Origin of the sequence: Streptomyces chryseus, from assembly GCF_014650755.1 — a bacterium.
GTDB classification, from domain to species: domain Bacteria; phylum Actinomycetota; class Actinomycetes; order Streptomycetales; family Streptomycetaceae; genus Streptomyces; species Streptomyces chryseus.
The window spans coordinates 1-24,582 of sequence record NZ_BMVO01000013.1 but is presented as its reverse complement, the minus strand read 5'-3'; the positions used below and the strand labels follow the sequence as shown (position 1 = coordinate 24,582).

At 70.6% G+C, this 24,582-nt stretch carries 23 protein-coding genes and 1 riboswitch; of the genes, 6 read left to right on the top strand and 17 right to left on the bottom strand.

The features are described from left to right. Window positions 1-29: 29 nt before the first annotated feature. Window positions 30-1,367 (bottom strand): aminotransferase class I/II-fold pyridoxal phosphate-dependent enzyme, encoded by a 1,338-nt coding sequence (locus IE185_RS19900; RefSeq protein ID WP_138896031.1) that lies wholly within the window; start codon window positions 1,365-1,367, stop codon window positions 30-32. Between the two features lie 23 nt (window positions 1,368-1,390). Between IE185_RS19900 and IE185_RS19895 the strand changes: the two genes are divergently transcribed. Next, window positions 1,391-2,068, top strand: coding sequence for a pyridoxamine 5'-phosphate oxidase family protein (locus IE185_RS19895; RefSeq protein WP_138896030.1), 678 nt, complete (start codon window positions 1,391-1,393; stop codon window positions 2,066-2,068). Between the two features lie 292 nt (window positions 2,069-2,360). On the opposite strand, the gene IE185_RS19890 is transcribed toward IE185_RS19895, so the two are convergent. Both IE185_RS19890 and IE185_RS19885 read right to left on the bottom strand, forming a co-directional pair. Then, window positions 2,361-3,377, bottom strand: coding sequence for an EamA family transporter (locus IE185_RS19890; RefSeq protein WP_189715671.1), 1,017 nt, complete (start codon window positions 3,375-3,377; stop codon window positions 2,361-2,363). A 31-nt stretch (window positions 3,378-3,408) separates the two neighbouring features. Next, window positions 3,409-4,026: a peptidase gene (locus tag IE185_RS19885; RefSeq protein WP_189715669.1), complete on the bottom strand. Its 618-nt coding sequence runs from the start codon at window positions 4,024-4,026 to the stop codon at window positions 3,409-3,411. Window positions 4,027-4,304: 278 nt separating this feature from the next. Between IE185_RS19885 and IE185_RS19880 the strand changes: the two genes are divergently transcribed. Continuing rightward, complete coding sequence (locus IE185_RS19880; protein WP_138899147.1) at window positions 4,305-4,733, top strand: type II toxin-antitoxin system Rv0910 family toxin; 429 nt, start codon at window positions 4,305-4,307, stop codon at window positions 4,731-4,733. 108 nt (window positions 4,734-4,841) lie between these two features. Here the strand turns inward: IE185_RS19880 and IE185_RS19875 are convergent, their stop codons facing one another. Then, window positions 4,842-5,429 (bottom strand): PadR family transcriptional regulator, encoded by a 588-nt coding sequence (locus IE185_RS19875; protein WP_189715667.1) that lies wholly within the window; start codon window positions 5,427-5,429, stop codon window positions 4,842-4,844. Window positions 5,430-5,579: 150 nt separating this feature from the next. On the opposite strand from IE185_RS19875, the gene IE185_RS19870 reads away from it, so the two are divergent. Then, window positions 5,580-6,398: a PhzF family phenazine biosynthesis protein gene (locus IE185_RS19870; protein ID WP_189715665.1), complete on the top strand. Its 819-nt coding sequence runs from the start codon at window positions 5,580-5,582 to the stop codon at window positions 6,396-6,398. Window positions 6,399-6,475: 77 nt separating this feature from the next. Here IE185_RS19870 and IE185_RS19865 read toward each other — a convergent pair whose 3' ends face one another. Continuing rightward, window positions 6,476-7,279, bottom strand: coding sequence for a CPBP family intramembrane glutamic endopeptidase (locus IE185_RS19865; RefSeq protein ID WP_138898853.1), 804 nt, complete (start codon window positions 7,277-7,279; stop codon window positions 6,476-6,478). A 292-nt stretch (window positions 7,280-7,571) separates the two neighbouring features. After that, window positions 7,572-9,080, bottom strand: a complete 1,509-nt coding sequence (locus IE185_RS19860; protein WP_138898852.1) for a glutamate-cysteine ligase family protein — start codon at window positions 9,078-9,080, stop codon at window positions 7,572-7,574. 497 nt (window positions 9,081-9,577) lie between these two features. On the opposite strand from IE185_RS19860, the gene IE185_RS19855 reads away from it, so the two are divergent. Beyond that, window positions 9,578-10,177, top strand: coding sequence for a hypothetical protein (locus tag IE185_RS19855; protein ID WP_189715663.1), 600 nt, complete (start codon window positions 9,578-9,580; stop codon window positions 10,175-10,177). Window positions 10,178-10,525: 348 nt separating this feature from the next. Beyond that, the gene (locus IE185_RS19850; protein ID WP_280117310.1) at window positions 10,526-10,723 is read left to right on the top strand and encodes a DUF5999 family protein; all 198 of its coding nucleotides are present in this window, start codon (window positions 10,526-10,528) and stop codon (window positions 10,721-10,723) included. Window positions 10,724-10,829: 106 nt separating this feature from the next. Here IE185_RS19850 and gcvP read toward each other — a convergent pair whose 3' ends face one another. Continuing rightward, entirely contained in the window at window positions 10,830-13,715 is a 2,886-nt protein-coding gene (gene gcvP, locus IE185_RS19845; protein ID WP_138898475.1) for an aminomethyl-transferring glycine dehydrogenase, read from the bottom strand. A 235-nt stretch (window positions 13,716-13,950) separates the two neighbouring features. Beyond that, a riboswitch (glycine riboswitch) is annotated at window positions 13,951-14,047 on the bottom strand. A gap of 122 nt (window positions 14,048-14,169) precedes the next feature. Here gcvP and IE185_RS19840 point away from each other — a divergent pair. After that, window positions 14,170-14,535: a PRC-barrel domain-containing protein gene (locus IE185_RS19840; RefSeq protein WP_138898476.1), complete on the top strand. Its 366-nt coding sequence runs from the start codon at window positions 14,170-14,172 to the stop codon at window positions 14,533-14,535. Here the strand turns inward: IE185_RS19840 and IE185_RS19835 are convergent. The 10 genes from IE185_RS19835 to clsA all read right to left on the bottom strand — a co-directional run bounded on the left by IE185_RS19835 (window position 14,463) and on the right by clsA (window position 24,439). Continuing rightward, window positions 14,463-15,920: a DNA polymerase IV gene (locus IE185_RS19835; protein ID WP_189715661.1), complete on the bottom strand. Its 1,458-nt coding sequence runs from the start codon at window positions 15,918-15,920 to the stop codon at window positions 14,463-14,465. The genes IE185_RS19840 and IE185_RS19835 overlap by 73 nt on opposite strands. Window positions 15,921-15,992: 72 nt before the next feature. After that, window positions 15,993-16,613 carry a MerR family transcriptional regulator gene (locus IE185_RS19830; protein ID WP_138898807.1) on the bottom strand — a complete coding sequence of 207 codons (621 nt, stop codon included), beginning with the start codon at window positions 16,611-16,613 and terminating at the stop codon, window positions 15,993-15,995. A gap of 167 nt (window positions 16,614-16,780) precedes the next feature. Then, a complete protein-coding gene (locus IE185_RS19825; RefSeq protein ID WP_006123076.1) occupies window positions 16,781-17,254 on the bottom strand; it encodes a bifunctional nuclease family protein in 474 nt (157 codons plus the stop codon). 53 nt (window positions 17,255-17,307) lie between these two features. Next, entirely contained in the window at window positions 17,308-18,051 is a 744-nt protein-coding gene (gene ftsR, locus IE185_RS19820) for a transcriptional regulator FtsR (protein WP_138898808.1), read from the bottom strand. Window positions 18,052-18,068: 17 nt separating this feature from the next. After that, entirely contained in the window at window positions 18,069-18,914 is an 846-nt protein-coding gene (locus IE185_RS19815) for a double zinc ribbon and FHA domain-containing protein (RefSeq protein WP_229843610.1), read from the bottom strand. A 148-nt stretch (window positions 18,915-19,062) separates the two neighbouring features. Continuing rightward, entirely contained in the window at window positions 19,063-19,872 is an 810-nt protein-coding gene (locus IE185_RS19810) for a DUF881 domain-containing protein (RefSeq protein ID WP_138898021.1), read from the bottom strand. Between the two features lie 5 nt (window positions 19,873-19,877). Further along, window positions 19,878-20,210 carry a small basic family protein gene (locus IE185_RS19805; protein ID WP_023543062.1) on the bottom strand — a complete coding sequence of 111 codons (333 nt, stop codon included), beginning with the start codon at window positions 20,208-20,210 and terminating at the stop codon, window positions 19,878-19,880. After that, window positions 20,207-21,127, bottom strand: a complete 921-nt coding sequence (locus IE185_RS19800) for a DUF881 domain-containing protein (RefSeq protein WP_229843602.1) — start codon at window positions 21,125-21,127, stop codon at window positions 20,207-20,209. The genes IE185_RS19805 and IE185_RS19800 overlap by 4 nt, the downstream gene beginning before the upstream one ends. Window positions 21,128-21,224: 97 nt before the next feature. Then, on the bottom strand, window positions 21,225-23,720 hold the full coding sequence (locus tag IE185_RS19795; protein WP_138898023.1) for a mannose-1-phosphate guanyltransferase: 2,496 nt from the start codon (window positions 23,718-23,720) through the stop codon (window positions 21,225-21,227). Window positions 23,721-23,830: 110 nt separating this feature from the next. Then, window positions 23,831-24,439: a cardiolipin synthase ClsA gene (gene clsA / locus IE185_RS19790; protein ID WP_138898024.1), complete on the bottom strand. Its 609-nt coding sequence runs from the start codon at window positions 24,437-24,439 to the stop codon at window positions 23,831-23,833. Window positions 24,440-24,582: the final 143 nt, after the last annotated feature.

Genomic DNA, 24,582 nt, shown 5'->3' with positions numbered 1-24,582 from the left:
GCCCGCCCGGGCCGGTCCGGCCGTTCTCGTCACCCGTGACGCCGGCCGCCCGACGGCGGCCCGGCCGCGGCGGCGACGGCGTCGGCGAGCGGGCCGACGTCGGCCGGTGCCATCGCCGCCACCGTCAGCCGCACCCCGGGGGGCGCGGCCATCCGGAATCGCGCCCCCGGTGCGACGGCCCACCCCGAGTGCAGCAGCCGCGCCACCACGCCGGTCTCGTCCGCCACGGGCACCCACACGTTCAGCCCGCTGCGCCCGTGCGCCTCGACCCCCCGTTCCTCCAAGGCCCGTATCAACGCGTCACGGCGCCGGCCGTACTCGCGCGAGACGGCCCGCACGTCCACGGCGCCCGCCTCCCACAGCTCGACGACCGCCCGCTGCACCAGCCGGCTGACCCAGCCGGGACCGAGCCGCTGGCGCCCCACGACCCGGTCCACCGTGACCGCGTCGCCGGTCATCATCGCGAGCCGCAGATCGGGCCCGTACGCCTTGGCGACCGATCGCACGAACACCCAGTGGTCCGTCGCGCCCCCGAGCGGGCGCACCGGGAGGTCGACGATGGCGTGCCCGTGGTCGTCCTCGATGAGCAGGACGCCCGGAAACATCATCAGGACGCCCCGCAGTTCCTGGGCCCGCGCGACGCTCACCGCTGCGCCGGTGGGGTTCTGCGCCCGGTCGGTGATCACGAGCGCCCGGGCTCCGCCCCGCAGCGCCCGTTCGACCTCGCCGGGCAGCGGCCCCTTGTCGTCGAGCCCGACCGGTACGGCCGTCAGTCCGAGCGCCGGCACGAGGTCGAGCAGGCTGCTCCACCCCGGGTCCTCGACCGCCACCGCGTCGCCCGGCTTCAGATGGGCGGCCAGCACCCGCTCGATCGCGTCCAGCGACCCGGACGTGACGGCTATGGGCCCGCCCGGCACCCCGTCGGCGTCGAAGGCGGCCCGCGCGAGCCTCGCGAACTCCGGGTCGACGGGGTCCTGCCCGTACAGCACGGGCCGCTCCGCGTTGCGCCGCACCGCGGCCGCGAACGCGTCGTGCAGCGGCGGCAGCAGCGCGGGATCGGGATTCCCCTGGCTCAGGTCCCGCACCCCGGGCGGTACGTCGACTCTGATCGAGTCCCGCGCCGTACTGGCCGGCCGGGAACGCACCCGGCTGCCCCGGCGGCCCGAGGTCTCGATCACCCCGCGCTCGCGCAGCGTCCGGTACGCGGCGGCGACCGTATTCGGATTCACCCCCAAGTCCCCCGCCAACTCACGCATGGGCGGCAGCAGTTGGCCGGGCTCCAGCTCCCCGGAGCCCACCGCGCGCTCCACACTCGCCGCAATCTCCGAGGCACGCCGCCCACTGATCCGATACTCTCGCCCTAGCACAAACCAAAGTATGCACTAGTGCAATGGAGAACGCAATGCCGGACACCACCTCCTACGCGCCGTCCGAGCGCACCGTCCCGACCCGCTCCCGGGAACGCGCGTCGTACAACCGCGCCCTGGTGCACGCGATACTCGACGAGGGGTACGTGTGCCATCTCGGGTTCGTCCGGGACGGCGCACCCGTGGTCCTGCCGACGCTCTACGCCCGCGTCGGCGACCGCCTCTACGTCCACGGCTCGACGGGCTCCCGCCCCCTGCGCATGGCAGGCCAGAGCGACCCGGGCCTCGCCGTCTGCCTGACCGTCACCCACGTGGACGGTCTCGTCCTGGCGCGGTCGGCGTTCCACCACTCCATCAACTACCGCTCCGTGGTGGTGCACGGCGTCGCGCACGAAGTCGTCGACGAGGAGGAGGAGCGCCGTACCGCGCTCGACGCGCTGGTCGACCACGTCGTCCCCGGCCGCTCCCACGACTCGCGCCCGGCCAACGCCAAGGAGCTCGCGGCGACCGCCGTGATCCGTCTCGACCTGGAGGAGGTCTCCGCGAAGGTACGCACCGGCGGCCCCAACGACGACCCCGAGGACGCCTCGCTCCCCCACTGGACGGGAGTCGTCCCGCTGACCCGCGGCTACGGCGCCCCGATCCCGGCATCGGACCTCGACCCGGCCGTCGCACTGCCCGACTACCTCACGACGCTCTGAGCGCCGCGCCCCGTCGAACGTCGAGGAAAACCACGGTCCCCCCGCCCCTTCCAGCCCGTCCGGCACGTACGGACGGAAGCCCGGGCCGGAGTCCGGGTTCGCGGAGGGGCGGGGCGGGGCGGGGCGGAAACAGCGACCGGGCCACGCCCCGCCCGAGCCGCTACCGGAACACCGACGTGGCGCGTACGCGGGCGCCGTCGGTAGCGCCGCCACCCACGCCGACAGCCGTGACCGCACGCCCCGCAACGCGCCGGCGGGAGTCGGAAGCACCGTCACATGCCTGCTCGTCGCCCTAGGCGCGGTCGGCCCCCGCGGACAACTCCGCGTCCACGGAACGCGCATCGGCCGCCCCCGCCCCCTCCGCCACCACCGGCGGCCCGCCCGCCACCGGCCCGCCGGGAGCCTTCGGCGCCGACGACTGCGCGATGAACGCACCGATCAGCACGACAGCCCCGCCGACGATCTGCGGCGCGGACAGGTGCTCACGCAGCAGCACCCATGCCAGGACGGTCGCGATGACCGCCTCCAGGCAGGCCACCACACCGGCCACCTGCGGGGAGAGCCGGCGCACCGACACCACACCGGTGACGTACGCGACGACGGTCGCGATCAGCACGATCCAGCCGAGCAGCAGCGCGGCGGGCACATCCGTCCCGCCCATGTCGGCGTTCCCCGCGAGCAGCGACCACTCCATGCCCCAGGGCCGGGCCACGACGGTCAACACGGCGGCGCCGACGAGGAGTCCGTACGCGATGACACCGAGCGGATCGGCGGCGTCCGCGTCCGCACTGCCCTGGTCGGACAGCACGAAGTAGCCGACCTGACAGCACGCGGCGCCGAGCGCGAACAGCAGCCCCAGCGCGTCGAAGCTCAGCCCCGCCCAGACCTCGACCACGCACGCCAGCCCCCCGACGGCCAGCACCACACCGACCGCCGCGGCACGCGTCACCGGCCTGCGCTGCACGAACCGGACCCACCCGAGCACCAGCGCCGGGGCCAGATACTCGATGAGCAGGGCCACGCCGACCGGGATCCGGGACAGGGAGGCGAAGTAGAAGGCCTGCACACCGGCGACCGCGAGCAGGCCGAAGCCGGCCAGCAGGGCGGGTTTGCGCCGCAGCAGATCACGATGACGCCAGGCCACGGGCAGCATGACAAGAGCCGCACCCGTCACCCGGAGCCACACCACGTGCAGCGGGTCGAGCCCGGCTTCGATCAGCGGCTTCGCCGCGACACCTGAACCACCGAATGCGAACGCCGACGCCAGGGCGAGTCCCAGGCCGGCGCTCCTTCCCTGAGACGCTTGCATCGGCACATCATGCCAGCCGGGGTCAGGAGCTTCATCCCTGTGACACCTGTCGAGACGGTACGTGCAGACGCCCGGCCAACAGCTCCGTGTCCACGCCGCCGCGCCGCAGCACTTCGACCGCCCGGCAGGCGGGATCCGAGGCCAGTACGGCGAGCAGATCGAGCCCGCCGGCCCGCTCGTCGCCGCGCGCGGAGGCCCGCCCCAGGGCGCCCTCCATGGCGGTGACAGCAGCGCGCGACCAGCCCGGAAGGGCCGCCGTACTCCTCACAGCGGACCCACCGTCCGCAGCCGGCACCACGGGCCCTGCCGGAATCACCGGCGTTCCCGGTGAGGCCGGCGCCCCGGCCCCACCCCCGGAAGCCTCCTCCGCGCCCTGCCAGCGCAGCCCGTAGCCGATGCTGCGCTGCACGAGGTAGCCGAGCACCCTGGCGACCTGCGCCGGACCGCCGTCGAACGCGGCCCTGACCTCGGGCTCCGCCTCCAGCACCGAATGCAGCAGATGCGCGGTGTCGATCTGCCGGTCGCCGTCCCGCAGCGCGCGCCTGCGCGCACCCGCGACCACGGAGGCGAGTTCCGCGGTGAGCCGTAGTTCGATGTCGGCACGCTGTGGCGCGGGTTGGTGGGGAACCCACGGAGTAGGGCTTTGCACACCACCCACCTCATCAGCCGCGGCAGGCGGGAGCATCCCCGCCGGGGAGCATTTGCACATCCCACCGAAGGTGGGCAACCCCGCCCAGGCTCTCCTCCTTACGGATGAGACCAGGGATACCGGTACAACCACGAGATCTGACGGCCCATCAGTATTGAATGTTGCGCCCTCCCCGACTACGTTCCGCGCACACAGCCGAGCACAGCCCAGGGCATCCGAGCACAGCCCGGCACAGCGCAGTGACGGTCGAGCACAGCCGATACGAATGAGGTGGTCGCATGGCGGAGGCCAGCGCGGAGGCGCACATCGGGGCACCGGCCGAGAAGATCTGGGCGCGGCTCACGGACTTCACCTCGTACGCCGAGTGGAACGCGACCCACACCAGCTTCCCCAACGGCGGCCCGGCGGAACTGGCGGTCTCGGCGACGTACGACGAGAACATGAAGCTCATGGGTTTCCCCGCCGAGGTGACGTGGACGGTGGAGGAACTGGAGCCGGCCCGGCTGCTCACCACCAGGGGCAAGGGCCCGATGGGCGTCAACCTGGCCATGCGCTACGCGCTCACGCCCGACGGCGACGGCACCCGGGTACGGATCGAGGGGGAGTTCACCGGCGCCGCCGTGTCCCTGATGGCCGGCAAACTCAAGGATTCGGCGGGCGCCGCCCTGACCGAGTCACTGCGCAGGCTCGACGGCCTGGTCACCTGAGACCCCGCACGCGCCCCGCGGACCCCGTACGCGACCCGGCCGTCCTCACCCGCGTGCGACGGCGCCCCGCGGAAATCCGCGACCCGCCGTCCCCTCGGCCATCGGCCGTCAGTCCTCGTCGGCAAGGATCAGATAGAGCTTCTTGCGGGACTCGTTGATGACGGCGAGGGCCTTCTGCCGCTGCTCGGCCGACCCGGTCTTCCAGACCTGACCGAACGCCTCCATCAGGCCGAACCCGGCCTGACGGACCTCGTTCATCGACTCCCAGTCGACACCGCGCCCCGCCTCCTCCCACGGAGCCCGCGGCCCCGCCTCGGCCTCGGTGCGCCCGGCGTCGGTGAGCGTGAACAGCTTCTTGCCGCCCTCACTCTCACTGACGATCAGACCCTCGTCCTCCAGCAGTTGGAGCGTCGGGTAGACCGAGCCGGGGCTGGGCCGCCAGGCCCCGCCGCTGCGCTCGGCGATCTCCTGGATCATCTCGTAGCCGTGCATGGGCCGGTCGGCCAGCAGCGCCAGGATCGACGCGCGTACGTCGCCGCGCCGCGCCCTGCCCCTGGGTCCGCCCCTGCCCCGGCCGCCGCCACCCCACGGCCCGCCGAACGGCGGCCCGAACGGCCCGAAGGCGGCGCGTCGCCCCTCGAACTCACCCCGACCGCGATGGCCGGGCCCGCAGTCCCCATGTCCATGTGAACGCATCGCTACGCTCCTTCCATCGTTGATCTGTCGCGATACCCCAACGATATATCGGAACAGCTCGCCCGGCAAGCATGCTCGCACACCAAAGGGGGCCAGAGACCCACGATTGGCCTTGGCCTGCGGCTTTGTCCTGCCCATACGTTCATGTCCATGCGGATTCGAATCGTCGACGCCTTCACCGACCGGCCCTTCGCCGGCAACCCGGCCGGAGTGCTGCTGCTGGACTCCGATGCCTTCCCCGACGACGCCTGGCTCCAGCGGGTGGCGACCGAGATGAACCTCTCGGAGACCGCCTTCGCGCACCCGCTCCCCCCGGGCGGCGACGCGGACTGGGCCCTGCGCTGGTTCACCCCCGCGGCCGAGGTCGCCATGTGCGGCCACGCCACCCTGGCCGCGGCGCACGTCCTGCGCTCCACCGGCGCCGCCACGGGCACGGTGCGCTTCGCCGCGCTGTGCGGGATCCTCACCACCACCGCACGGGACGACGGCACGTTCACCCTCGACTTCCCGACCGCGCCGCTCACCGAGGTCCCGGTCCCGGACGGCGTCGCCGACGCCCTGGGCGCCGATGTCCTGTCGGCCCACGACACGGGGCCGCACATCGGCGACCTGCTGGTGGAGCTGGCAGACGAGCGGACCGTCCGCGCGCTGACACCCGACTGCCCCGCCCTGGTGGCCCACTCCCGGCGCGGCATCATCGCCACGGCCGCCGCCGAGGACCCCTCGTCGAGCGGCTACGACTTCGTCTCGCGCTGCTTCTTCCCGCAGCTCGGCATCGACGAGGACCCGGTGACCGGCAGCGCGCACACGGCCCTCGCCCCGTTCTGGTCGGCGCGCCTGCGCCGCGACGAGCTGACCGGCCTCCAGGCGTCCGCCCGCTCCGGCCTCGTCGCCACCTCGCTGCGCGGCGACCGCACCCTGCTGACCGGCGGCGCCGTCACCGTCGTCGACGGCGAGCTGCTCGCCTGACCCTGCGCTCGGGTGTTCAACCGAAAGGGGGCGTACGGATGATCCGTACGCCCCCTCCCCGCCACTGCGGCCCCGGGCTACTTCACCGTCGGCAGCCAGGTCACCTTGCCCGCGAGCAGCGCGTACCCCACGAAGGCCCCCACGTCGAGCAGCGTGTGGGCCACCACCAGCGGCCCGATGCGCCCCCACCGCCGGTACAGCAGCACGAACACGGCGCCCATCACCATGTTCCCGATGAAACCGCCGATCCCCTGGTACAGGTGGTACGAGCCGCGCAGCACCGAACTCGCCGCCAGCGAGGCCTTCGGTGACCATCCCAGCTGGTCCAGCCTGCGCAGCAGGTACCCGACGACGATGACCTCCTCCAGTACGGAGTTCTGCGTCGCGGAGAGGATCAGCACCGGAAACTTCCACCACACCGGTGGCAGCGACTCCGGCACCACCGTGAGGTTGAACCCCGTCTCGACGGCGACCAGGTAGAACGCCAGCCCCGCGCTGCCGATGCCCGCCGCGATCACCGTGCCCCGTCCCAGATCCGGCCACGGCCTCGTACGGTCGAACCCGATCGCGCGCAGCCCCGTCCCCTCCCGCATCAGCAGGTACGCGACGAGCGCCACGGGTGCCAGCGCCGTGGTGATGCCGAACAGCTGCCAGACGAGATCCAGCCACGGCCGCTCGGGCGTGGCCGACGTGTTGAGCCTCGCCGCCTGGTCCCTGAGCCCGCCCGGTCTGGTGACGGCACCGACGAACCTGATCAGGGACGCCACCGCGCTCGCACCCAGCGACAGCGCCAGGACGATCAGTATCTCCAGCCGCAGGATCCGGCGTGTCACCCCCTCGTCAGAGGGAAATTCAGCCACCCGCCCCGCCTCTGCCCGCACACCAGCCTCCAGTTCAGCAGTCGCGCCTCGTCCACGGGCCCCGCCCCGCCAGGGTCTCGAACGCGGGTACGGGGATCGCGCGCGACAAGCCGCGGGCGGGCGCCTTTCCAGTAGTGGTCCCGCCCTCGCTGCTCAGAACGCGAGGAGGGCTCCACTGCCGTGGGAGGTCACAGCTTGCCCGACGCGCACGCGAACGACGGCACCAGGGCCGGTCCACACGGCCGTCCGATGCCGTCGGTACAGCTGGGCGGGGACGCCCGGCCGGGCTGTCACCCCGCCCCCGGCCGCCGCTTCAGGCGCGTCCCGGGAACCCCACCGGCCAGGTGTGCACCGGATCGCCCTGGTGCATCAGCTCGCTGTAGCGGCGGGTGGTGGCGGCCAGCGCGGCCTCGCGCTCCAGGCCGGCCTCCAGGGCGCGGTGGTACGTGTCCACCTGCCAGGAGGCCCCGTTCACACGCCGCCTGCACCGCTGCTCGATGACCCCGAGGTAGTAGTCGCGGTCGGCCGGCTCGATGCCCCAGGCGTCCAGCCCGGCGGCGGCCAGCGGCAGCAGTTCGTCCCGTACGAGCTTGACGGCCGGCACGCGTGCCGTCCCGCCGGCCCGGCCCGCCTTCGGCCAGATGATCTCCGCGTCGATCCCGTGCCTGCACGCGGTGTCGAAGTTCTCCTCCGCGGCCTCGAAGGACATCCGCTTCCACACCGGCCGGGAGTCCTCCGCGAGCGCGCGCACCAGCCCGTAGTAGAACGCGGCGTTGGCGATCACGTCCGTCACGGTCGGCCCCGCCGGCAGCACCCTGTTCTCCACCCGCAGATGCGGTACGCCGTCGGCCAGCCCGTACACGGGCCTGTTCCAGCGGTAGACGGTCCCGTTGTGCAGCACGAGCTCCTGGAGCCGCGGCACCCCACCGTCGTCGAGCACCAGCAGCGGGTCCTCGTCGTCGCAGATCGGCAGCAGCGCAGGGAAGTACCGCAGGTTCTCCTCGAAGAGCTCGTACGCCGAGTCCACCCACCGCTCGCCGAACCACGTCCTGGGCCGCACGCCCTGGGCCTGAAGCTCCGGCGGACGGGTGTCGGTGGCCTGGAGGAACAGCGGCGGCCGCGACTCGCGCCAGAGCTCGCGGCCGAAGAGGAACGGCGAGTTGGCGCCCAGGGCGATCTGCACGCCCGCGACCGCCTGCGCCGCGTTCCACACGTCCGCGAACCGGTCCGGTGTCACCTGGAGGTGCAACTGCACGGACGTACAGGCCGCTTCAGGCGCGATGGACGCGAAATTGCAGGTCAGGCGCTCCACACCGGAGATGTCAACGGTGAAGTCCTCACCCCGGGCGGTGACGATCTGATCGTTGAGCAGCTGGTAGCGGTCGACGTCCGAGAGATTCGCCGAGACCAGGTCGTGGCGTCCGAGGGTCGGCAGGATCCCGATCATCACGATGCCGGCGTCGACCTCTTTCGCTTTTCGGTGCGCGTATCCCAGTCCGGTGCGGAGCTCTTCGGCGAGCTGATCGAAAACACGCCCGCCCAGCCGGTGCGGAACAATATTTACTTCCAGGTTGAACATGCCGAGTTCGGTCTGGAAATCCCGGCTCGCGATCCGTTCCAGGACCTCCGCGTTCATCATCTTCGGCATACCGTCGGCACCGGCCAGATTGAGCTCGATCTCCAGCCCCATGAAGTTCTTGGGACGGTCGAAACCCTTCTCCGCCAGCAGCCGCCCCAGTCCCTCCAGGCACTGCTGGAGTTTCTTCCGGTACCTCTGCCGGTCCGACAGGTCGAACCCGCCTGCCACGACCTTCTCCCCCATCGAAGCATCCCTCCTCGAGTGGGCGGCTCACAGCATCGGGCACCCATGTCACGGTCGATGATGCCCAGGCGGGCTGATCAGTAACGCCCCACGGCCATCAATGACCGGGTACCCTCATTCTGGAACTTCATCGGGCACATTCACGCGGCATGCGGCAGTGAGCAGATACCGGCCCGTGGCGGCTGGTGAAAAAAGCCGACGAGTTTCGGCCTACCGCACGCGGCGGGGCTTTGCAGGCCACAGGTCTGGCCCTCCAGCTGAATGGGTACATTCTCCGCAGTAAAGGGTCCTGATACCGCCTTGCCCGCAATGCCCGCGACGGCTAGCCGAAACATCATGTGAACACGGCTCGTATAAACTCCGCAGACGAGGCAGAGAGTTGGCGCCCGGCCCATCGCCCCACGGCCCCCCTCTGACCCCGGAACGCAGACAGCGCCGTCCGCACCGCCCACGCACACCCACGCGTCACCGTGTCTCCCAGTGAGAGGCGACCCACCATGCCGCTGCTTGTCCCCCCGGCTCCCGCGCCCGCCCTGCGCAGCGTCCTCGCGGCACTCGGTTCCCCCACCGCCGTTCGCGAGGCCCGTCCCCCGGCCCTCCGCGCGGCTCAGGGACCCCTCAGCCCCGAGTTCCCGCTTCCCTTCCACGTACTGGACGGAATCGTCCCGTCAGGCAGGCCGCCGCGCACCCGGCTGACCGGCTGGCGGTTCCTCATCCGCAGCGGCGACCGTACGGTGGCTGCCGCCGACACCGTGCTCACCGCCGACGGCTGGGCCTTCTCCCACTTCTGCGAGGGCCCGTACATCGCCTCCAGCCAGCTCGCCATGCGCCAGGCCGAGGCGATGACAGCGCGCTACCAGCCACGCCTGCTGTCCGTCCCGGAGCTCTACATGCTCACCCTGTGGCTGCACGACGGCCCGGTGGCCGACGCCGACGAGCCCGAGGCGATGCCGCTGCCGACCGATCTGCTCGTCCCGCTGGCGCCGGCGCCGCCGGGCATCGCCTCCCACCGCCCGCACCGGGCCGCCGACCTCCTTCCGCTGCTCACCCACCGCCTGACGCCGCCCACCGTTCCGCTGCTCAGCCAGCCGGCCTGACGTCGGCGTCCAGCCACCTCGGGGGGCCGCCGGTGCCTCCGCGCTGTCGGCGTTCCCTGCGCCCCGTGACCGCCCGGGTCACGGGGCGCGGTCCGTCCCGGCCCCCTCACCCCCCATCCGGACTAGCCCGTATCGGCCACCCCGAACCACCCGAAGGGACACCCCGGTTGGGCTGAACCGTCCGCACGAGTGACGCGTCATTAATCAGTAAGGAGAGCTGCCGTGAAATCCCTGCGGAAAGACGCCCGTGGGGCAACACTGGGACCGGACCGACTGATACGGGGGGCGGCCATGAACACCGCATCGAGCCGCAGGACACTCACCACAACGCAGCGAAAGAACCCTTCCATGTGCCAGCACCAGCCACCCTGCCCGACCGCCGACTCCGCCGACCGGGAGGCCGCCCTGCTTGTGGCGCACCACCCGGAACAGGGCTGGAGCCTGCTGTGCAACGGAGTGCTCGTCTTCGAGGACACCGGTGAGCTGTTGCCGGACGGGCAGATCATCGCTCCGCACCGCCCACTCGACGTGGTCAAGGCCGCCTGACCGGCCCGTAGACCCGCGTCACCGGCACGCGAAGGGGCCGGCCCGGAGGAATCCTCCGAACCGGCCCCGACCCCTGTCCGCGCCCTCTGCGGTGCGCCGGTGTCCGTCAGTTGTCGTACTCGTCCAGCGGCGGGCACGAGCACACGAGGTTGCGGTCACCGAACGCGCCGTCGATCCGGCGCACCGGCGGCCAGTACTTGTCGGCGGCCGAGACCCCGGCCGGGAAGACCGCCACCTCGCGGCTGTACGCGTGCTCCCACTCGCCGCCCAGCGCGGCCGCCGTGTGCGGCGCGTTGCGCAGCGGGTTGTCGTCCGCAGGCCACTCGCCCGACGCCACCTTCTCGATCTCCGCACGAATGGCGATCATGGTGTCGCAGAACCTGTCGATCTCCGCCAGGTCCTCGCTCTCGGTCGGCTCGATCATCAGCGTCCCGGCGACCGGGAACGACATGGTGGGCGCGTGGAAGCCGTAGTCGATCAGGCGCTTGGCGATGTCGTCCACGCTGACGCCGGTCGCCTTCGACAGCGGCCGCAGGTCGACGATGGCCTCGTGCGCCACCAGGCCGTTGGGGCCGGTGTAGAGCACGGGGTAGTGCGGCTCCAGGCGCTTGGCGATGTAGTTCGCCGCCAGCACGGCGACCTGCGTCGCCCTCTTGAGGCCCTCCCCGCCCATCAGCCGGACGTACGCCCACGAGATCGGCAGAATGCCCGCCGAGCCCCACGGAGCGGCCGAAATGGGCCCGACGCCGGTCTGCGGACCGGCCGTCGGCTGGAGCGGGTGGTTGGGCAGGTACGGCGCGAGGTGGGCGCGTACGCCGACCGGGCCGACGCCGGGGCCGCCACCGCCGTGCGGGATGCAGAAGGTCTTGTGCAGGTTCAGGTGCGAGACGTCGCCGCCGAACTTGCCCGGCTTCGCGAGGCCGACCAGCGCGTTGAGGTTGGCGCCGTCGACGTACACCTGCCCGCCGGCCTCGTGCACGGTCGCGCAGATGTCGGCGACGTGCTCCTCGAACACGCCGTGCGTGGACGGGTAGGTGATCATCAGCACCGACAGCTCGTCACGGTACTGCTCGATCTTGGCGTGCAGGTCCTCGACGTCGACCTCGCCGTCCTCGCGGGTCTTGACGACGACGACCTTCATGCCGGCCATGACCGCGCTGGCCGCGTTCGTACCGTGCGCGGACGACGGGATCAGGCACACCGTGCGCTGGTCGTCGCCGTTGGCCCGGTGGTACGCCCGTACCGCCAGCAGGCCCGCGAGCTCGCCCTGCGAACCGGCGTTGGGCTGGATCGACACCGCGTCGTAGCCGGTGACCTCCGCGAGGCGCTCCTCCAGCTCGTGGATCAGCGTCAGGTAGCCCTCGGCCTGCTCGACGGGCGCGAAGGGGTGCACCGCGCCGAACTCCGGCCAGGTGACCGGCTCCATCTCGGTGGTCGCGTTCAGCTTCATCGTGCACGAGCCGAGCGGGATCATGCCCCGATCGAGCGCGTAGTCACGGTCGGCCAGCTTGCGCAGGTAGCGCAGCATCGCGGTCTCGGAGCGGTGCTGGTGGAAGACGGGGTGCGTCAGCACCGCGTCGGTGCGCAGCAGCCCCTCGGGCAGCGCGTCGGCCACCTCGGCGTCGAGCGCCTCGATGTCGGCGTCGACGCCGAAGGCCGCCCAGACCGCGGCGATCTGCGCGCGGCCCGTCGTCTCGTCGCAGGCCATGGAGACGTGGTCCGCGTCGGCCAGGTACAGGTTGACCCCGCCCTCGCGGGCCGCGGCGACGACGTCGGCCGCCTTGCCGGGAACGCGCGCGGTCAGCGTGTCGAAGTACGCGCCGTGCACGACCTCGACGCCGCCGGCGCGCAGGCCCTCGGCGAGGAGCGTCGCGTACCGGTGCGTGCGGTGCGCGATGCCGCGCAGGCCGTCGGGGCCGTGGTAGACGGCGTACATGCCGGCCATGACCGCGAGGAGGACCTGCGCGGTGCAGATGTTGCTGGTCGCCTTCTCGCGGCGGATGTGCTGCTCACGCGTCTGGAGCGCGAGCCGGTACGCCTTGTTGCCGTCCGCGTCGACGGAGACGCCGACGAGCCGCCCGGGCAGGCTGCGCGCGAACTTCTCCCGCACGGCCATGAACCCGGCGTGCGGACCGCCGAAGCCCATCGGCACGCCGAAACGCTGCGTGGTGCCCACCGCGATGTCCGCGCCGAGCTCGCCGGGCGAGGTCAGCAGCGTCAGCGCCAGCAGGTCGGCGGCGACGGTCACGATCGCCCCGAGCTCGTGCGCCTGCTCGATGACGGGCTTGATGTCCCGTACGGCGCCGGACGCGCCCGGGTACTGGAGCAGCACGCCGAAGACACCACGCTCGGCCACCTCGGCCGGAATGCCCTCGGACAGATCGGCTACGACGACCTCGACACCGGTCGGCTCCGCGCGCGTCTGAATGACGGCGACGGTCTGCGGCAGCGTGTCGGCGTCGATGAGGAAGACGCCGTTCTTGACCTTGCCGACGCGGCGCGCGAGCGACATGGCCTCGGCGGCGGCGGTGCCCTCGTCGAGCAGCGACGCGCCCGAGGTCGGCAGTCCGGTCAGGTCCGCGACCATCGTCTGGAAGTTGAGCAGCGCTTCGAGCCGGCCCTGCGAGATCTCCGGCTGGTAGGGCGTGTACGCCGTGTACCAGGCCGGGTTCTCCATGACGTTGCGCAGGATCACCGGCGGCGTGAAGGTGCCGTAGTAGCCGAGCCCGATCATCGGGGCGAGCACCTGGTTGCGGTCGGCGAGCGTGCGCAGCTCGGCCAGTACCTCGGCCTCGGTCCGCGCGTCGGGCAGCCCGAGCGCCTCGGCGCTCTTGATGACGTCCGGCACCGCGGCCGCGGTCAGCTCGTCGAGCGAGCCGTAACCGACCTGGGCGAGCATCTTGGCCTGAGCTTCGGCATCGGGCCCGATGTGGCGCTGCTCGAAGGGGATGCCACGCTCAAGCTGGGAGAGCGGAATGCGGTTTGCGGTCATCTGCGGAAGGCCTCCTGGTCTGACGCGACCTGCGAGGGGCACCACGGCACGGGTACCCGGACGGCCTCCCCCTCTGTCATCTCAACCTGAGAGCTTCACCGGAAGACCGTACGGACGCCGCTGACGTCGAGGATCGTTCCGGCTTTCACCGTCGGTGAGGACGGGACCGTGACAGGTGCTGTGCCTTGTTTCCGGCACGTGCCCGTCCGGCGCCCGTCCTGCTTTCCAGAGTGACCTCGTCCGTGCGGTACGTGGGCCTGAGAGATTCCGGGGAGGATTTGCTCCTTCGGCGCCTCCGGCACGTTCACCGGAGACTCTCCCGCACGGGGTCAGCAGCCACTGGCCAGCCTACCAGCGAGGCCCGTCGTGGATCCCTCGAGTGGCCGAGTCCACAGTTGTGCCCTTTCGTAGCCTTTACGGGGTTACGGAGCAGCTGCGAGCAGTTGGAGGGACCGTGCAGACCGACATCGATCCGCGCAGCCTGATCGGCCGCAAGGCGTTCGACCGCAACGGCGACAAGATCGGAACGGTGGACGAGGTGTACCTCGACGACGCCACGGGGGTGCCCGAATGGGCCGCCGTACGCACCGGTCTCTTCAGCCGGGACGCCTTCGTCCCCCTGGAGCCCAGCAAGGTGGTCGACGACTCGCTGCGCGTGCCGTACGACCGCTCCCTGATCAAGGAGGCGCCCGACTTCGGCGTCGGCCGCCACCTCTCCCCCGAGCAGGAACTGCAGCTCTACCACCACTACGGGCTCGACATCTCCTCGCCGGCCCCCGACCGGGACTTCGGACGGCTGGCCGGCGAGGACCCCGCCTGATCCCCGGCCGCCCGGACCAGCGGGAGCGGATCCGACGGCGCCAGGTCCGGATCGTCCACCGGGAAGGTCCGCACCCGTCCGGGCGGCGACGTCGGCTCCTCGAACCGCACGGTCACCCGCCCGACGCCACTGCCCTGCACCCATCCCACGCCGTACTCCGTGTGCCGCACGTCCTGCCCGGCCAGCCACCGTCGATGCGGCTCCGGCTCCGGTACGGGCGGCACCACCGGATCCCCGGCCCCGCCCCCGCCCTCAGCCGTCTCGACGGCTTCCCGCGCCGCTCCAGCCTCCGCCTCCGCCTCCGCCAGCTCACCCGCCGCCTGGGCGAACAGATCCTCCTGGGTGAAGTCGGCGAGCCCGGTGACCCCCACCCCCAGCAGCCGCACCCCGCCCGTGGTGTCCACCGACTCCAGCAGCCGCCCCGCGGCCTCGCGCACCACCGCCGGGTCGTCCGTGGGCCCGCGCAGCGTCTCGGAGCGCGTCAGCGTCGAGAAGTCGTACCTGCGCACCTTCAGCACCACGGTCCGGCCCGAGCGCCCGGCCGCCCGCAACCGCTGCACGCACCGGTCGGACAGCCGCACCACCTCGTTCCTGACCCGGACCCGGTCGTGCAGATCGACCTCGAAGGTGTCTTCGACCGACACCGACTTCGCGTCCCTCTCGGCCACCACGGGCCGCTCGTCGTGCCCAACGGCCATCCGGTACAGCGAGACGCCGTGCGCCTTCCCCAGCAGCCGTACGAGCTCGTCCTCGCCCGCTTCGGCCAGGTCGGCCACGGTCGTCATCCCCGCCCGTCGCAGATGCTCCCCGGTGGCCGGCCCGACCCCCGGCAGCACCCGCACCGGCATGGGTCCCAGGAGCTCCCGCTCGGTGCCCGGCTCGATGAGCACCAGGCCGTCCGGCTTGGCCTGCTCCGACGCGATCTTCGCGAGCATCTTGGACCCGGCGAGCCCCACCGATCCCGTCAGCCCCGTGACGGACTTGATGTCCGCCCGCAGCAGCTCGCCGGCCCTGCGGGCCGAGGCCGAATCGTCCGCCACCCCGCCCGCCTCCAGGTCGACGAAGGCCTCGTCCAGGCTGAGCGGCTCCACCAGCGGGGAGAGCCGGCCGAGCAGCTCCATGACCTGCTCGCTCACCGACCGGTAGAGGGCGAAGCGCGGCATCAGGTACGCGGCGTTCGGACACAGCCGCCGCGCCTGCGCCACCGGCATCGCGGAGTGCACCCCGAAGCGCCTGGCTTCGTACGAGGCGGTGGCGACGACTCCGCGGGTACCGGTCCCGCCGACCACCACCGGCTTTCCGCGCAGGCTCGGCTTCGCCGCCTGCTCTGCGGCGGCGTAGAAGGCATCCATGTCCAGATGCAGGATGGTCGGCGCGGCTCTCACACCACCGATGCTGCCGTACGGCACTGACAACCGGCGGCCGGCGGCGCGACGGGGAGGCCCGTCCCCGCCCGGTCAGCCGGCCTTGTTGCGGCGCCGGGCCAGCTCGTCGGTGGGGTTGTGCCCGACCAGCGTCTCGCCCGTGTCGACGCGCTCGCCGTGCAGCTGGGAGAGCGCGCTCTCCACATCACGCCAGACCACGCCCACGGCGATCCCGAAGACGCCCTGGCCCCCTTGGAGCAGCTCGACGACCTCGTCGGGCGAGGAGCACTCGTACACGGTGGCGCCGTCGCTCATCAGCGTCATGCGCTCCAGGTCCTGGAATCCTCGGGCGCGCAGATGCTGGACGGCGGCGCGGATGTTCTGCAGCGCGACACCCGTGTCCAGGAAGCGCTTGACGATCTTGAGGACGACGACGTCGCGAAAGCTGTAGAGGCGCTGCGTGCCGGACCCGTACGCGGGCCTGACGCTCGGCTCCACCAGTCCCGTACGCGCCCAGTAGTCGAGCTGCCGGTACGTGATCCCGGCTGCCGCACACGCGGTCGGCCCCCGGTACCCGATGCTCTCCGTGCTGTCGGCCTCCGTCGTCCGGCCCATGGCCGAAGACACGCCCTGCCGCCCCGCCAGAGGGTCGACCGCACTGCCGTGAAGCGGATACGGCCCGCCCGCCACCGTACCGTCGCCGCTGCTTCTCACGCCGACCTCCGTCCTTGACCTGCCCTGTCGACGGTAGGCAGTCACCCGGGGTGCGTCAACGATCGCCACACTCGGCACGCCGAGTGATAATCACCCTGAGAGTGGTTTCCCGTGCCTCGGTTCGGGGAAAGGCTACTCGAATGCGCGGACAGTGCCGGGTGCGCGGCTCACTGACTGTTGGTCCCGAAATCCTCGGGAGAGATCTGGTCGAGGAACTCGCGGAACTTCTCCACCTCGTCCTCCTGCTCGTCGGGAATCGCGATACCCGCGTCGTCCAGCACCCCGTCGCTGCCGTAGATCGGCGTTCCGGTGCGCAGCGCCAGCGCTATGGCGTCGGACGGCCTGGCACTCACTTCGACTCCGCTGGCGAAGACCAGCTCGGCGTAGAAGACCCCTTCCCGCAGGTCGGTGATGCGGACTTCGGTGAGCTCCTGGCCGACCGCTTCCAGTACATCCTTGAAGAGGTCGTGGGTCAGCGGCCTGGCAGGGGCCATCCCCTGCTGGGCGAAGGCGATCGCGGTCGCCTCTCCCGGCCCGATCCAGATGGGGAGGTACCGATCGCCCCCCACTTCACGCAGGAGCACGATCGGCTGGTTCGAGGGCATTTCTACCCGGACACCTACGACGTCGAGCTCGTTCACACAGCAACCCTAGGACGTGCCTGGCAGGTTTGGGTAGTCGGGATCCCCCGAGCTCAGTGCAGCCGCACGCCGAGTGCTGCCTGAATGAGGGCCGAATGGAGTCTGACGGACAGCTCCGCGAGCTCTTTGGCCGTGGCCTCCGCATGGGCTCTGGTCTGCGGGTTCCGGTGCCGGCGCAGGGGCGCGACGACCTGTTCGACGAGGTCGGCCTCGCGGTCGGCCGCCGCTTTCACGGCGCGCAGATGCCGCGGTTCCAGACCGAACCGCCCGAATTCGGCGACGAGCTTGGCCACCGTGACAACCTCGGCGTCGTAGCCGCCGCCCGGCAGGGGCGAGATCAGTCCGTACGACTCCCAGAGCTCGAGCTCCTCCTCGCCCGCCTCGGCGGCCGCCAGGAGCTCCTCCCGCCCGATCCTGGCCGCGGTCGGGCGGTCCGCACCGCTGTCCGGCGCACCGTCCTGCGGTTCGCCGGAACCGCCGGCCGCGGGCAGCCGTACCTGCTCACCGCGCTCCAGAGCGTCGAGGTGCTCGCGGATGACCTTGAGCGGCAGATAGTGGTCGCGCTGCATGCGCAGCACCTGGGCCAGCCGCTCGACATGGCCGGGGCTGAACTTGCGGTACCCGGAAGCGGTCCGCTGCGGTTCGACGAGCCCCTCGGTCTCCAGGAACCGGATCTTGGAGATGGTGACCTCGGGAAACTCGTCACGCAGCAGGTTCAGCACGGTGCCAATACTCACCAGCCGGTCGCCCGCGGTGGCGGTGCCGTTTCCGGCACCGCCCGTCGGTGTTCGCTGCATGGACCTTCCCGTACGGGTCAGATGGCCCGCTGGCTCGCGTAGAAGACCAGCCGGTACTTACCGATCTGCACCTCGTCGCCGTTCGCCAGCGGGACCGAGTCGATCCGCTCGCGGTTGACGTAGGTGCCGTTGAGACTGCCGACGTCCGAGACGGTGAAACCGCCGTCCGCACCCCTGCGGAACTCCACATGGCGACGCGAGACGGTCACGTCGTCGAGGAAGATGTCGCTCTGCGGGTGCCTGCCGGCCGTGGTCAGCTCGCCGTCCAGAAGGAAGCGGCTGCCCGAGTTCGGACCGCGTCGCACCACCAGCAGCGCCGCTCCCAGCGGAAGGGCGTCGACGGCCGCCTGGGCCTCCGGGGAGAGCGAGGGAGCGGCGGTCTGTCCCGTCACCTCTGCCTCGTACGCCTCGAGACCGGAGATGGAGATCGTCGAGGTCGTCTCCGAGGGACGCTCCGCGGCCGCCCCGGCCCGCAGCGGCGCTCCACAGTTGGAACAGAAGCGGCTGGCCTCGGCATTGCGGTGCCCGCACCTCGTACAAACCGGCAAGGCCGACATGGACGGATCCTCCTGCCGCGGCTGCCCCTGCGGGGCATGGGCTGATTCCCCGAAACCTATGCGGCCGGGACCAGCGGGGTCAACAGACGACGCGCCCGGTCCGCCCGAAATGTCACCGCCCGGACCAGTGATCTCGTCCCGGAAGAGCGGACGCTCGCCACCCTGCTCCTCCGCTTCTCCACCACGCGGCGCGCGGTGACGGGCGGTGCCGTTCGTACCGTCCTCGCGTGCACTCTTGCCGAACAACTTCGCAAACAACTTCACGGGCGATTCCCCTTGACTGAAACAGACCCGCCCGTGGGGCAGGACGAACCCTGAATGAACACACCTGCCGAACCGGACATCTTCACAACGTCCGTATCCGCCAAACAGTTTCCACCACGCACCACGCCTTCGGTGCGCCGACCCCCCGCAACCTCATGCCCTTGTCCCCGTGCCCCCATGCGCCCCCGCCTCACCGCGGTGACGACTGAGCGTAGTCAGGCTGCTTCGCCGGTCGCAAGGCGTCCACAACGATCTTCTGCGAGCGCGTCACGGTCACGACGGCCCGCTCCTCCTCCAGCGTCTGGACGACGCCGCCGGGGATGTTGAGCGCCGGCTCCAGATCCTGCGGCTTCCCGATCACCTCGAAGCGGTACGGCGCGGTGACCTTCTTCCCGTCCACCTGCACACCGCCGCCGCTGTCGAGGAAGTAGGTGTCCGCGACCACCCGGACGTCGTTGATCTGGATCGCCTCAGCACCCGCCGCGCGCAGTTCCTGGATCGCGTCCAGCAGCATGTCCGCCTCCACCGTGGAGTGCGGATCCGTGATCGTCAACGTGATTCCCGGCCCCTGCGCCGCCACCGTGCCCGCCAGCACACCCAACTGACGTTCCTTCTCCAGCGTCTGCTTGCGCGCCTCTTCCGCCTGGTCCGAGCTGTTCTCCAGCTCGGTCTTCTGGTCGTCGAGCTCCTGCTTCTCGTCCTCGAGCCGCTGCGTACGGTCGTCCAGCTCGTCGAGGATGCGCACGAGGTCCTCCTGCCGGGCTCCCCGCAGCGCGCTGTCGTCACTGTTCGACCGGACCTGGATGGCCAGCCCGAGCCCGAGCACGAAGAGCAGCAGCGCCACGATCAGCTGCGCCCGTGTGACCCGCGGCGGCCAGAGCCCCGCGCGCAGTCTCTGACGCCCCGTCGCCGGCCGCTGCGCGACCCACTCCTGAGCCGGAACCTGGGCCTCTTCCTCGTCGCGGTCGGGCCGAGGGGTGGGGTTGTCCTCTGTACTCATCTGCCTCACGCCCGGAAAACGTGACGGCGAATCGCCGCCGCGTTGGAGAAGATCCGGATGCCGAACACCACGACCACACCCGTGGAGAGCTGTGCGCCGACGCCCAACTTGTCACCCAGGAACACGATCAGGGCCGCCACCACGACATTGGAGAGGAAAGAGACCACGAAGACCTTGTCGACGAAGATGCCGTCGAGCATGGCCCGCAGGCCACCGAAGACCGCGTCGAGCGCCGCGACGACAGCGATCGGCAGATACGGCTCGACCACCGCCGGCACCTCGGGCCGGACCAACAGTCCGACCACGACTCCCACGACGAGGCCCAGTACGGCGATCACGATGTGCCCTTCCCTGAATTGGCCGCGGCCTGCCCGGAACCCGCGACCAGCGGCTCTGCTGTACGTACGATCAGGCTCGGCGCGGCGGGCAGCCGGACCCGTTCCTGAGCGGAAATGCTGGTCCTGATGCCGTAGCTCTCCTGCAGGACATGCAGGTACTGGCCGTCGGCGCTGTCCTGAAAAGCGGTGCTCAGCCGCTGCCCGTCCCCCACCGCCAGCACCGTGTACGGCGGCACCAGCGGCCTGTTGTCGACCAGTATGGCGTCGCCCGCCGCCCGGATCGCCGACAGGGACGTCAGCCGCTGCCCGTTGATGGCCACCGCTTCGGCGCCCGAGGACCACAGCCCGTTGACGATCCGCTGCATGTCCCGGTCCCGCAGCCGGCCGGTGTCGGAGAAACTGGTGCTCTCCCGCGGCCCGCCACCGCCCTCTTCGGTGTCCTTGGCGTCGTCAACGACGAGCTTCACACCCCGCCCCTGCACCGCCGTGGCACCGGACAGCAGCGCCACGAGCCCGCCCTGGTCCCCGCCGTGCTCCTGCAGCGCCTTGCGCTGCCGCTCTCCCACTTCCGCCCGGAGCCGGTCGACGCCGCGCTCCAGTTCGTCCGCCGCGGAGGTCTCCGCCTCCACCCGGTCGATGAGCTCCTCGCGCTCCTTGGCGATCACCGGCGCCTCTATACGCGCCTGCGCCGCACCCACCGTCACGACCAGGGCGGCCAGCACCAGGCCGGCCGCCAGTCCGAGCTTCGCGCGCAGCGTGCGCGGCATCCCCGCGCTGCCGTCGGCCTGCCTGCGAGCGGTCGCTTCCGCGTACCCGTCGTCGAGGCTGTGGTCCATGACATTGGTCAGCAGCGACATGGACGCGTCGGGGCGCCGGGGTGGCGGAGACGTACTCCGATCAGGGGACTGCTGCGACATGCCGCACATCGTCGCACGCCGTGGCGGCTACCGCCGAATGGCCCCACCGGTGTGCCGGACGGCGTTCTCCATCGCCGTCCGGCACACCGCTCACGCGTCAGTGACCTGCGCTGTCCACGACCGCCGACCACTCGTCGAGGAGCGCCTGGGCCGAATCGTCGTCGGGCCCTTCCGCCCACAAATGGGTGACGGCCTCCGCGGGGTCGGGCAGCACCATCACCCATCGCCCGTCCGCCTCGACCACGCGCACACCGTCCGTGGTGTCCACGAACCGGTCTCCTGCGGCCTCGACCACGCGGCGCATCACGAGTCCCTTCACGGCCCACGGCGTGGCCAGATCCCGCTTGAGGACATGGGCTCGCGGTATCCGCGCGTCGATCTGGCTCAAAGTGAGCTGTGTCCTGGCCACCAGCCCGATCAACCGCACGAAGGCGGCGGCGCCGTCGAAGACGCTGCTGAACTCCGGAATGATGAAGCCGCCGCGCCCGTCGCCACCGAAGATCGTGGACTCCTCGCGGCCGACCCGCGTCAGGTCGTCCGGCGAGGTGGTCGTCCACTCCACCTGCGTTCCGTGGTACGCGGCGACCTGCTCGGCGATCCTGGTCGTGGTCACCGGCAGCGCGACCCGGCCACTGCGACGTTCGGCCGCCACGAGGTCGAGCATCACCAGCAGCGCCCGGTCGTCCTCGATGATCCGTCCGCGCTCGTCCACGAGCGACAGCCGCTCACCGACCGGGTCGAACCGCACGCCGAAGGCCGCCCGCGCCGAGGCGACGATCTCCCCCAGCCGCACCAGACCGGATCGCCGGGAGTCGCTCGTCTCGGTGGGCCTGGACTCGTCAAGACCCGGATTGATCGTCAGTGCGTCGACACCCAGCCGCCCGAGCAGGCTGGGCAGCACGAGACCGGCGCTTCCGTTCGACGCGTCGACGACGACCTTGAGCCCGGCGTCGGCGATCCCCGTGACATCCAGGTTCCGCAACAGCGACCCCGTGTAGGAGTCGAAGACGCTGGCCGGGAAGTGCAGATCTCCGATCTCGCCCGGGAAGGCCCGCCGGTACTCCTGTCGCGCGAACACCCGGTCCAGCTTGCGCTGCCCGGCCTGCGACAGGTCGGCGCCCCGCTCGTCGAAGAACATGATGTCGACCGAGTCCGGCACACCGGGAGTCGTACGGATCATGATGCCGCCGGCGCTGCCTCGCGCCGTCTGCTGACGTGCCACGGGAAGCGGCACGTTCTCCAGGTCGCGTACGTCGATGGCGCTCGTCTGGAGCGCCGAGATGACGGCCCGCTTCAGCGCTCGCGCACCACGCGAGTGGTCACGGGCGGTGGTGACCGTCGCCCCCTTCTTGAGCGTGGTGGCATACGCGCCGGCGAGGCGTACCGCCAGCTCGGGAGTGATCTCCACGTTCAGGATCCCGGAGACCCCGCGGGCCCCGAAGAGGTGCGCCTGCCCCCGTGACTCCCAGATCACGGACGTATTGACGAACGCTCCGGCCTCGACGGTCTTGAACGGGTAGACCCGCACATTGCCCTGAACAATCGATTCCTCACCGACGAGGCACTCGTCGCCGATGACGGCGCCGTCCTCGATCCGCGCGGCCCGCATGATGTCGGTGTTCTTGCCGATCACGCAGCCACGCAGATTGCTGTGCTGGCCGATGTAGACGTTGTCGTGCACGACAGCGCGGTGGAGGAACGCCCCGCTCTTGACGACGACGTTCGACCCCACGACGGTGTGCTCGCGGAGCTCCACACCGGCCTCGATCTTGGCGTAGTCGCCGATGTAGAGCGGCCCGCGGAGCACCGCGTCCGGATGCACCTCCGCGCCCTCGGCCACCCACACACCGGGAGAGATCTCGAAGCCGTCCAGATCGACGTCGACCTTGCCCTCGAGTACGTCGGCCTGCGCCTTGACGTAACTCTCGTGGGTGCCGACGTCCTCCCAGTAGCCCTCGGCGATGTAGCCGTAGATGGGCTTGCCTTCCTTCATCAGCTGAGGGAAGACGTCACCGGACCAGTCGACGGATACGTCCGCCTCGACGTAGTCGAAGACCTCGGGCTCCATGACGTAGATGCCCGTGTTCACGGTGTCCGAGAAGACCTGCCCCCACGTGGGCTTCTCCAGGAACCGCTCGACCTTTCCCGCCTCGTCCACGATCGTGATGCCGAACTCCAGAGGGTTCGGCACCCGGGTCAGGCACACCGTGACCAGTGCGCCCTTCTCCTTGTGGAATCTGATCAGGTCGGTGAGGTCGAAGTCGGTGAGGGCATCGCCGGAGATGACGAGGAAGGCATCGTCCTTCAGCGCTTCCTCGGCGTTCTTCACGCTGCCCGCAGTGCCGAGTGGCTTCTCCTCATTGGCATAGGTGAGCTCCATTCCGAGCTCTTCGCCGTCACCGAAGTAGTTCTTGACGAGCGAGGCCAGAAACTGCACGGTTACGACGGTTTCACTGAGCCCATGCCGCTTGAGCAGCCGCAGCACATGCTCCATGATCGGCCGATTCGCGACCGGCAGGAGCGGCTTGGGCATGCTCGAGGTCATGGGGCGAAGGCGCGTGCCTTCGCCACCAGCCATCACGACGGCCTTCATGTCGGGAAAGTCCTCCTCGAAGAGACGACGGTCTAGCCGACTTCACCCGTCCGGGACAGAGGCATTGTGCGCAGACAATCCGGCGCTGACAGCGCCGCAATCGAACAGGCTCAATCGGCCGTGGTCTCCGCCTTCACCAGCCGGCGGACCTGGACCACGTAAAGGATTCCTGCCCACCAATACAGAGTTGTACCCCATCCGGCGAACGCCCATCCGAAAATAGCAGCCAGTGACGGCAGCCAGCCGTTTCCGTCACTGAGAAGCAGCAACGGGAAGGCGTACATCAGGTTGAAGGTGGCGGCCTTCCCGAGGAAGTTCACCTGCGGCGGCGGATAGCCGTGCTTACGGAGGATGCCCACCATGACCAGCAGCATCAGCTCGCGTGCCAACAGTGCGGCGGTGAGCCACAGAGGCAGGATCTCGCGCCAGGTGAGGCCGAGCAGCGTGGAAAGGATGTACAGCCGGTCGGCAGCGGGGTCGAGCAGCCGCCCGAGCTTGCTGATCTGATTCCAGCGGCGGGCGAGCTTACCGTCGAGATAGTCGCTGATGCCACTGAGCATCAGCACCAGCAATGCCCAGCCGTCGCTCTTGGGCCCACCGAACACGGGCAGGAGAATCAGCCACAGGAACAGTGGCACGCCGGCGAGGCGAGCCATGCTGAGGATGTTCGGGATGGTGAGTACCCGGTCCGTCTGAACGCGGGTCTCCTGAACCTCCACCCGGGGGCCTCCTGAGGGAACGTGCCGATGATGCGCCCCCGACCCTACCCTCAGCCAAGGCCACTGGGCACACAGGGGTCCAGGGCCGGCCCGGGAACGCAGAAAAGCCCCGCACCATAAGGTGCGGGGCTTTCCCACAATGA

Bases quoted from the DNA above. Each gene is read 5' to 3' on its own strand.
- IE185_RS19895 (WP_138896030.1), top strand. From the start codon at position 1,391: ATGGAGAACGCAATGCCGGACACCACCTCCTACGCGCCGTCCGAGCGC.
- IE185_RS19890 (WP_189715671.1), bottom strand. From the start codon at position 3,377: ATGCAAGCGTCTCAGGGAAGGAGCGCCGGCCTGGGACTCGCCCTGGCG.
- IE185_RS19880 (WP_138899147.1), top strand. From the start codon at position 4,305: ATGGCGGAGGCCAGCGCGGAGGCGCACATCGGGGCACCGGCCGAGAAG.
- IE185_RS19875 (WP_189715667.1), bottom strand. From the start codon at position 5,429: ATGCGTTCACATGGACATGGGGACTGCGGGCCCGGCCATCGCGGTCGG.
- IE185_RS19870 (WP_189715665.1), top strand. From the start codon at position 5,580: ATGCGGATTCGAATCGTCGACGCCTTCACCGACCGGCCCTTCGCCGGC.
- IE185_RS19860 (WP_138898852.1), bottom strand. From the start codon at position 9,080: ATGGGGGAGAAGGTCGTGGCAGGCGGGTTCGACCTGTCGGACCGGCAG.
- IE185_RS19855 (WP_189715663.1), top strand. From the start codon at position 9,578: ATGCCGCTGCTTGTCCCCCCGGCTCCCGCGCCCGCCCTGCGCAGCGTC.
- IE185_RS19850 (WP_280117310.1), top strand. From the start codon at position 10,526: ATGTGCCAGCACCAGCCACCCTGCCCGACCGCCGACTCCGCCGACCGG.
- gcvP (WP_138898475.1), bottom strand. From the start codon at position 13,715: ATGACCGCAAACCGCATTCCGCTCTCCCAGCTTGAGCGTGGCATCCCC.
- ftsR (WP_138898808.1), bottom strand. From the start codon at position 18,051: ATGCAGCGAACACCGACGGGCGGTGCCGGAAACGGCACCGCCACCGCG.
- IE185_RS19810 (WP_138898021.1), bottom strand. From the start codon at position 19,872: ATGAGTACAGAGGACAACCCCACCCCTCGGCCCGACCGCGACGAGGAA.
- IE185_RS19800 (WP_229843602.1), bottom strand. From the start codon at position 21,127: ATGTCGCAGCAGTCCCCTGATCGGAGTACGTCTCCGCCACCCCGGCGC.
- IE185_RS19795 (WP_138898023.1), bottom strand. From the start codon at position 23,720: ATGAAGGCCGTCGTGATGGCTGGTGGCGAAGGCACGCGCCTTCGCCCC.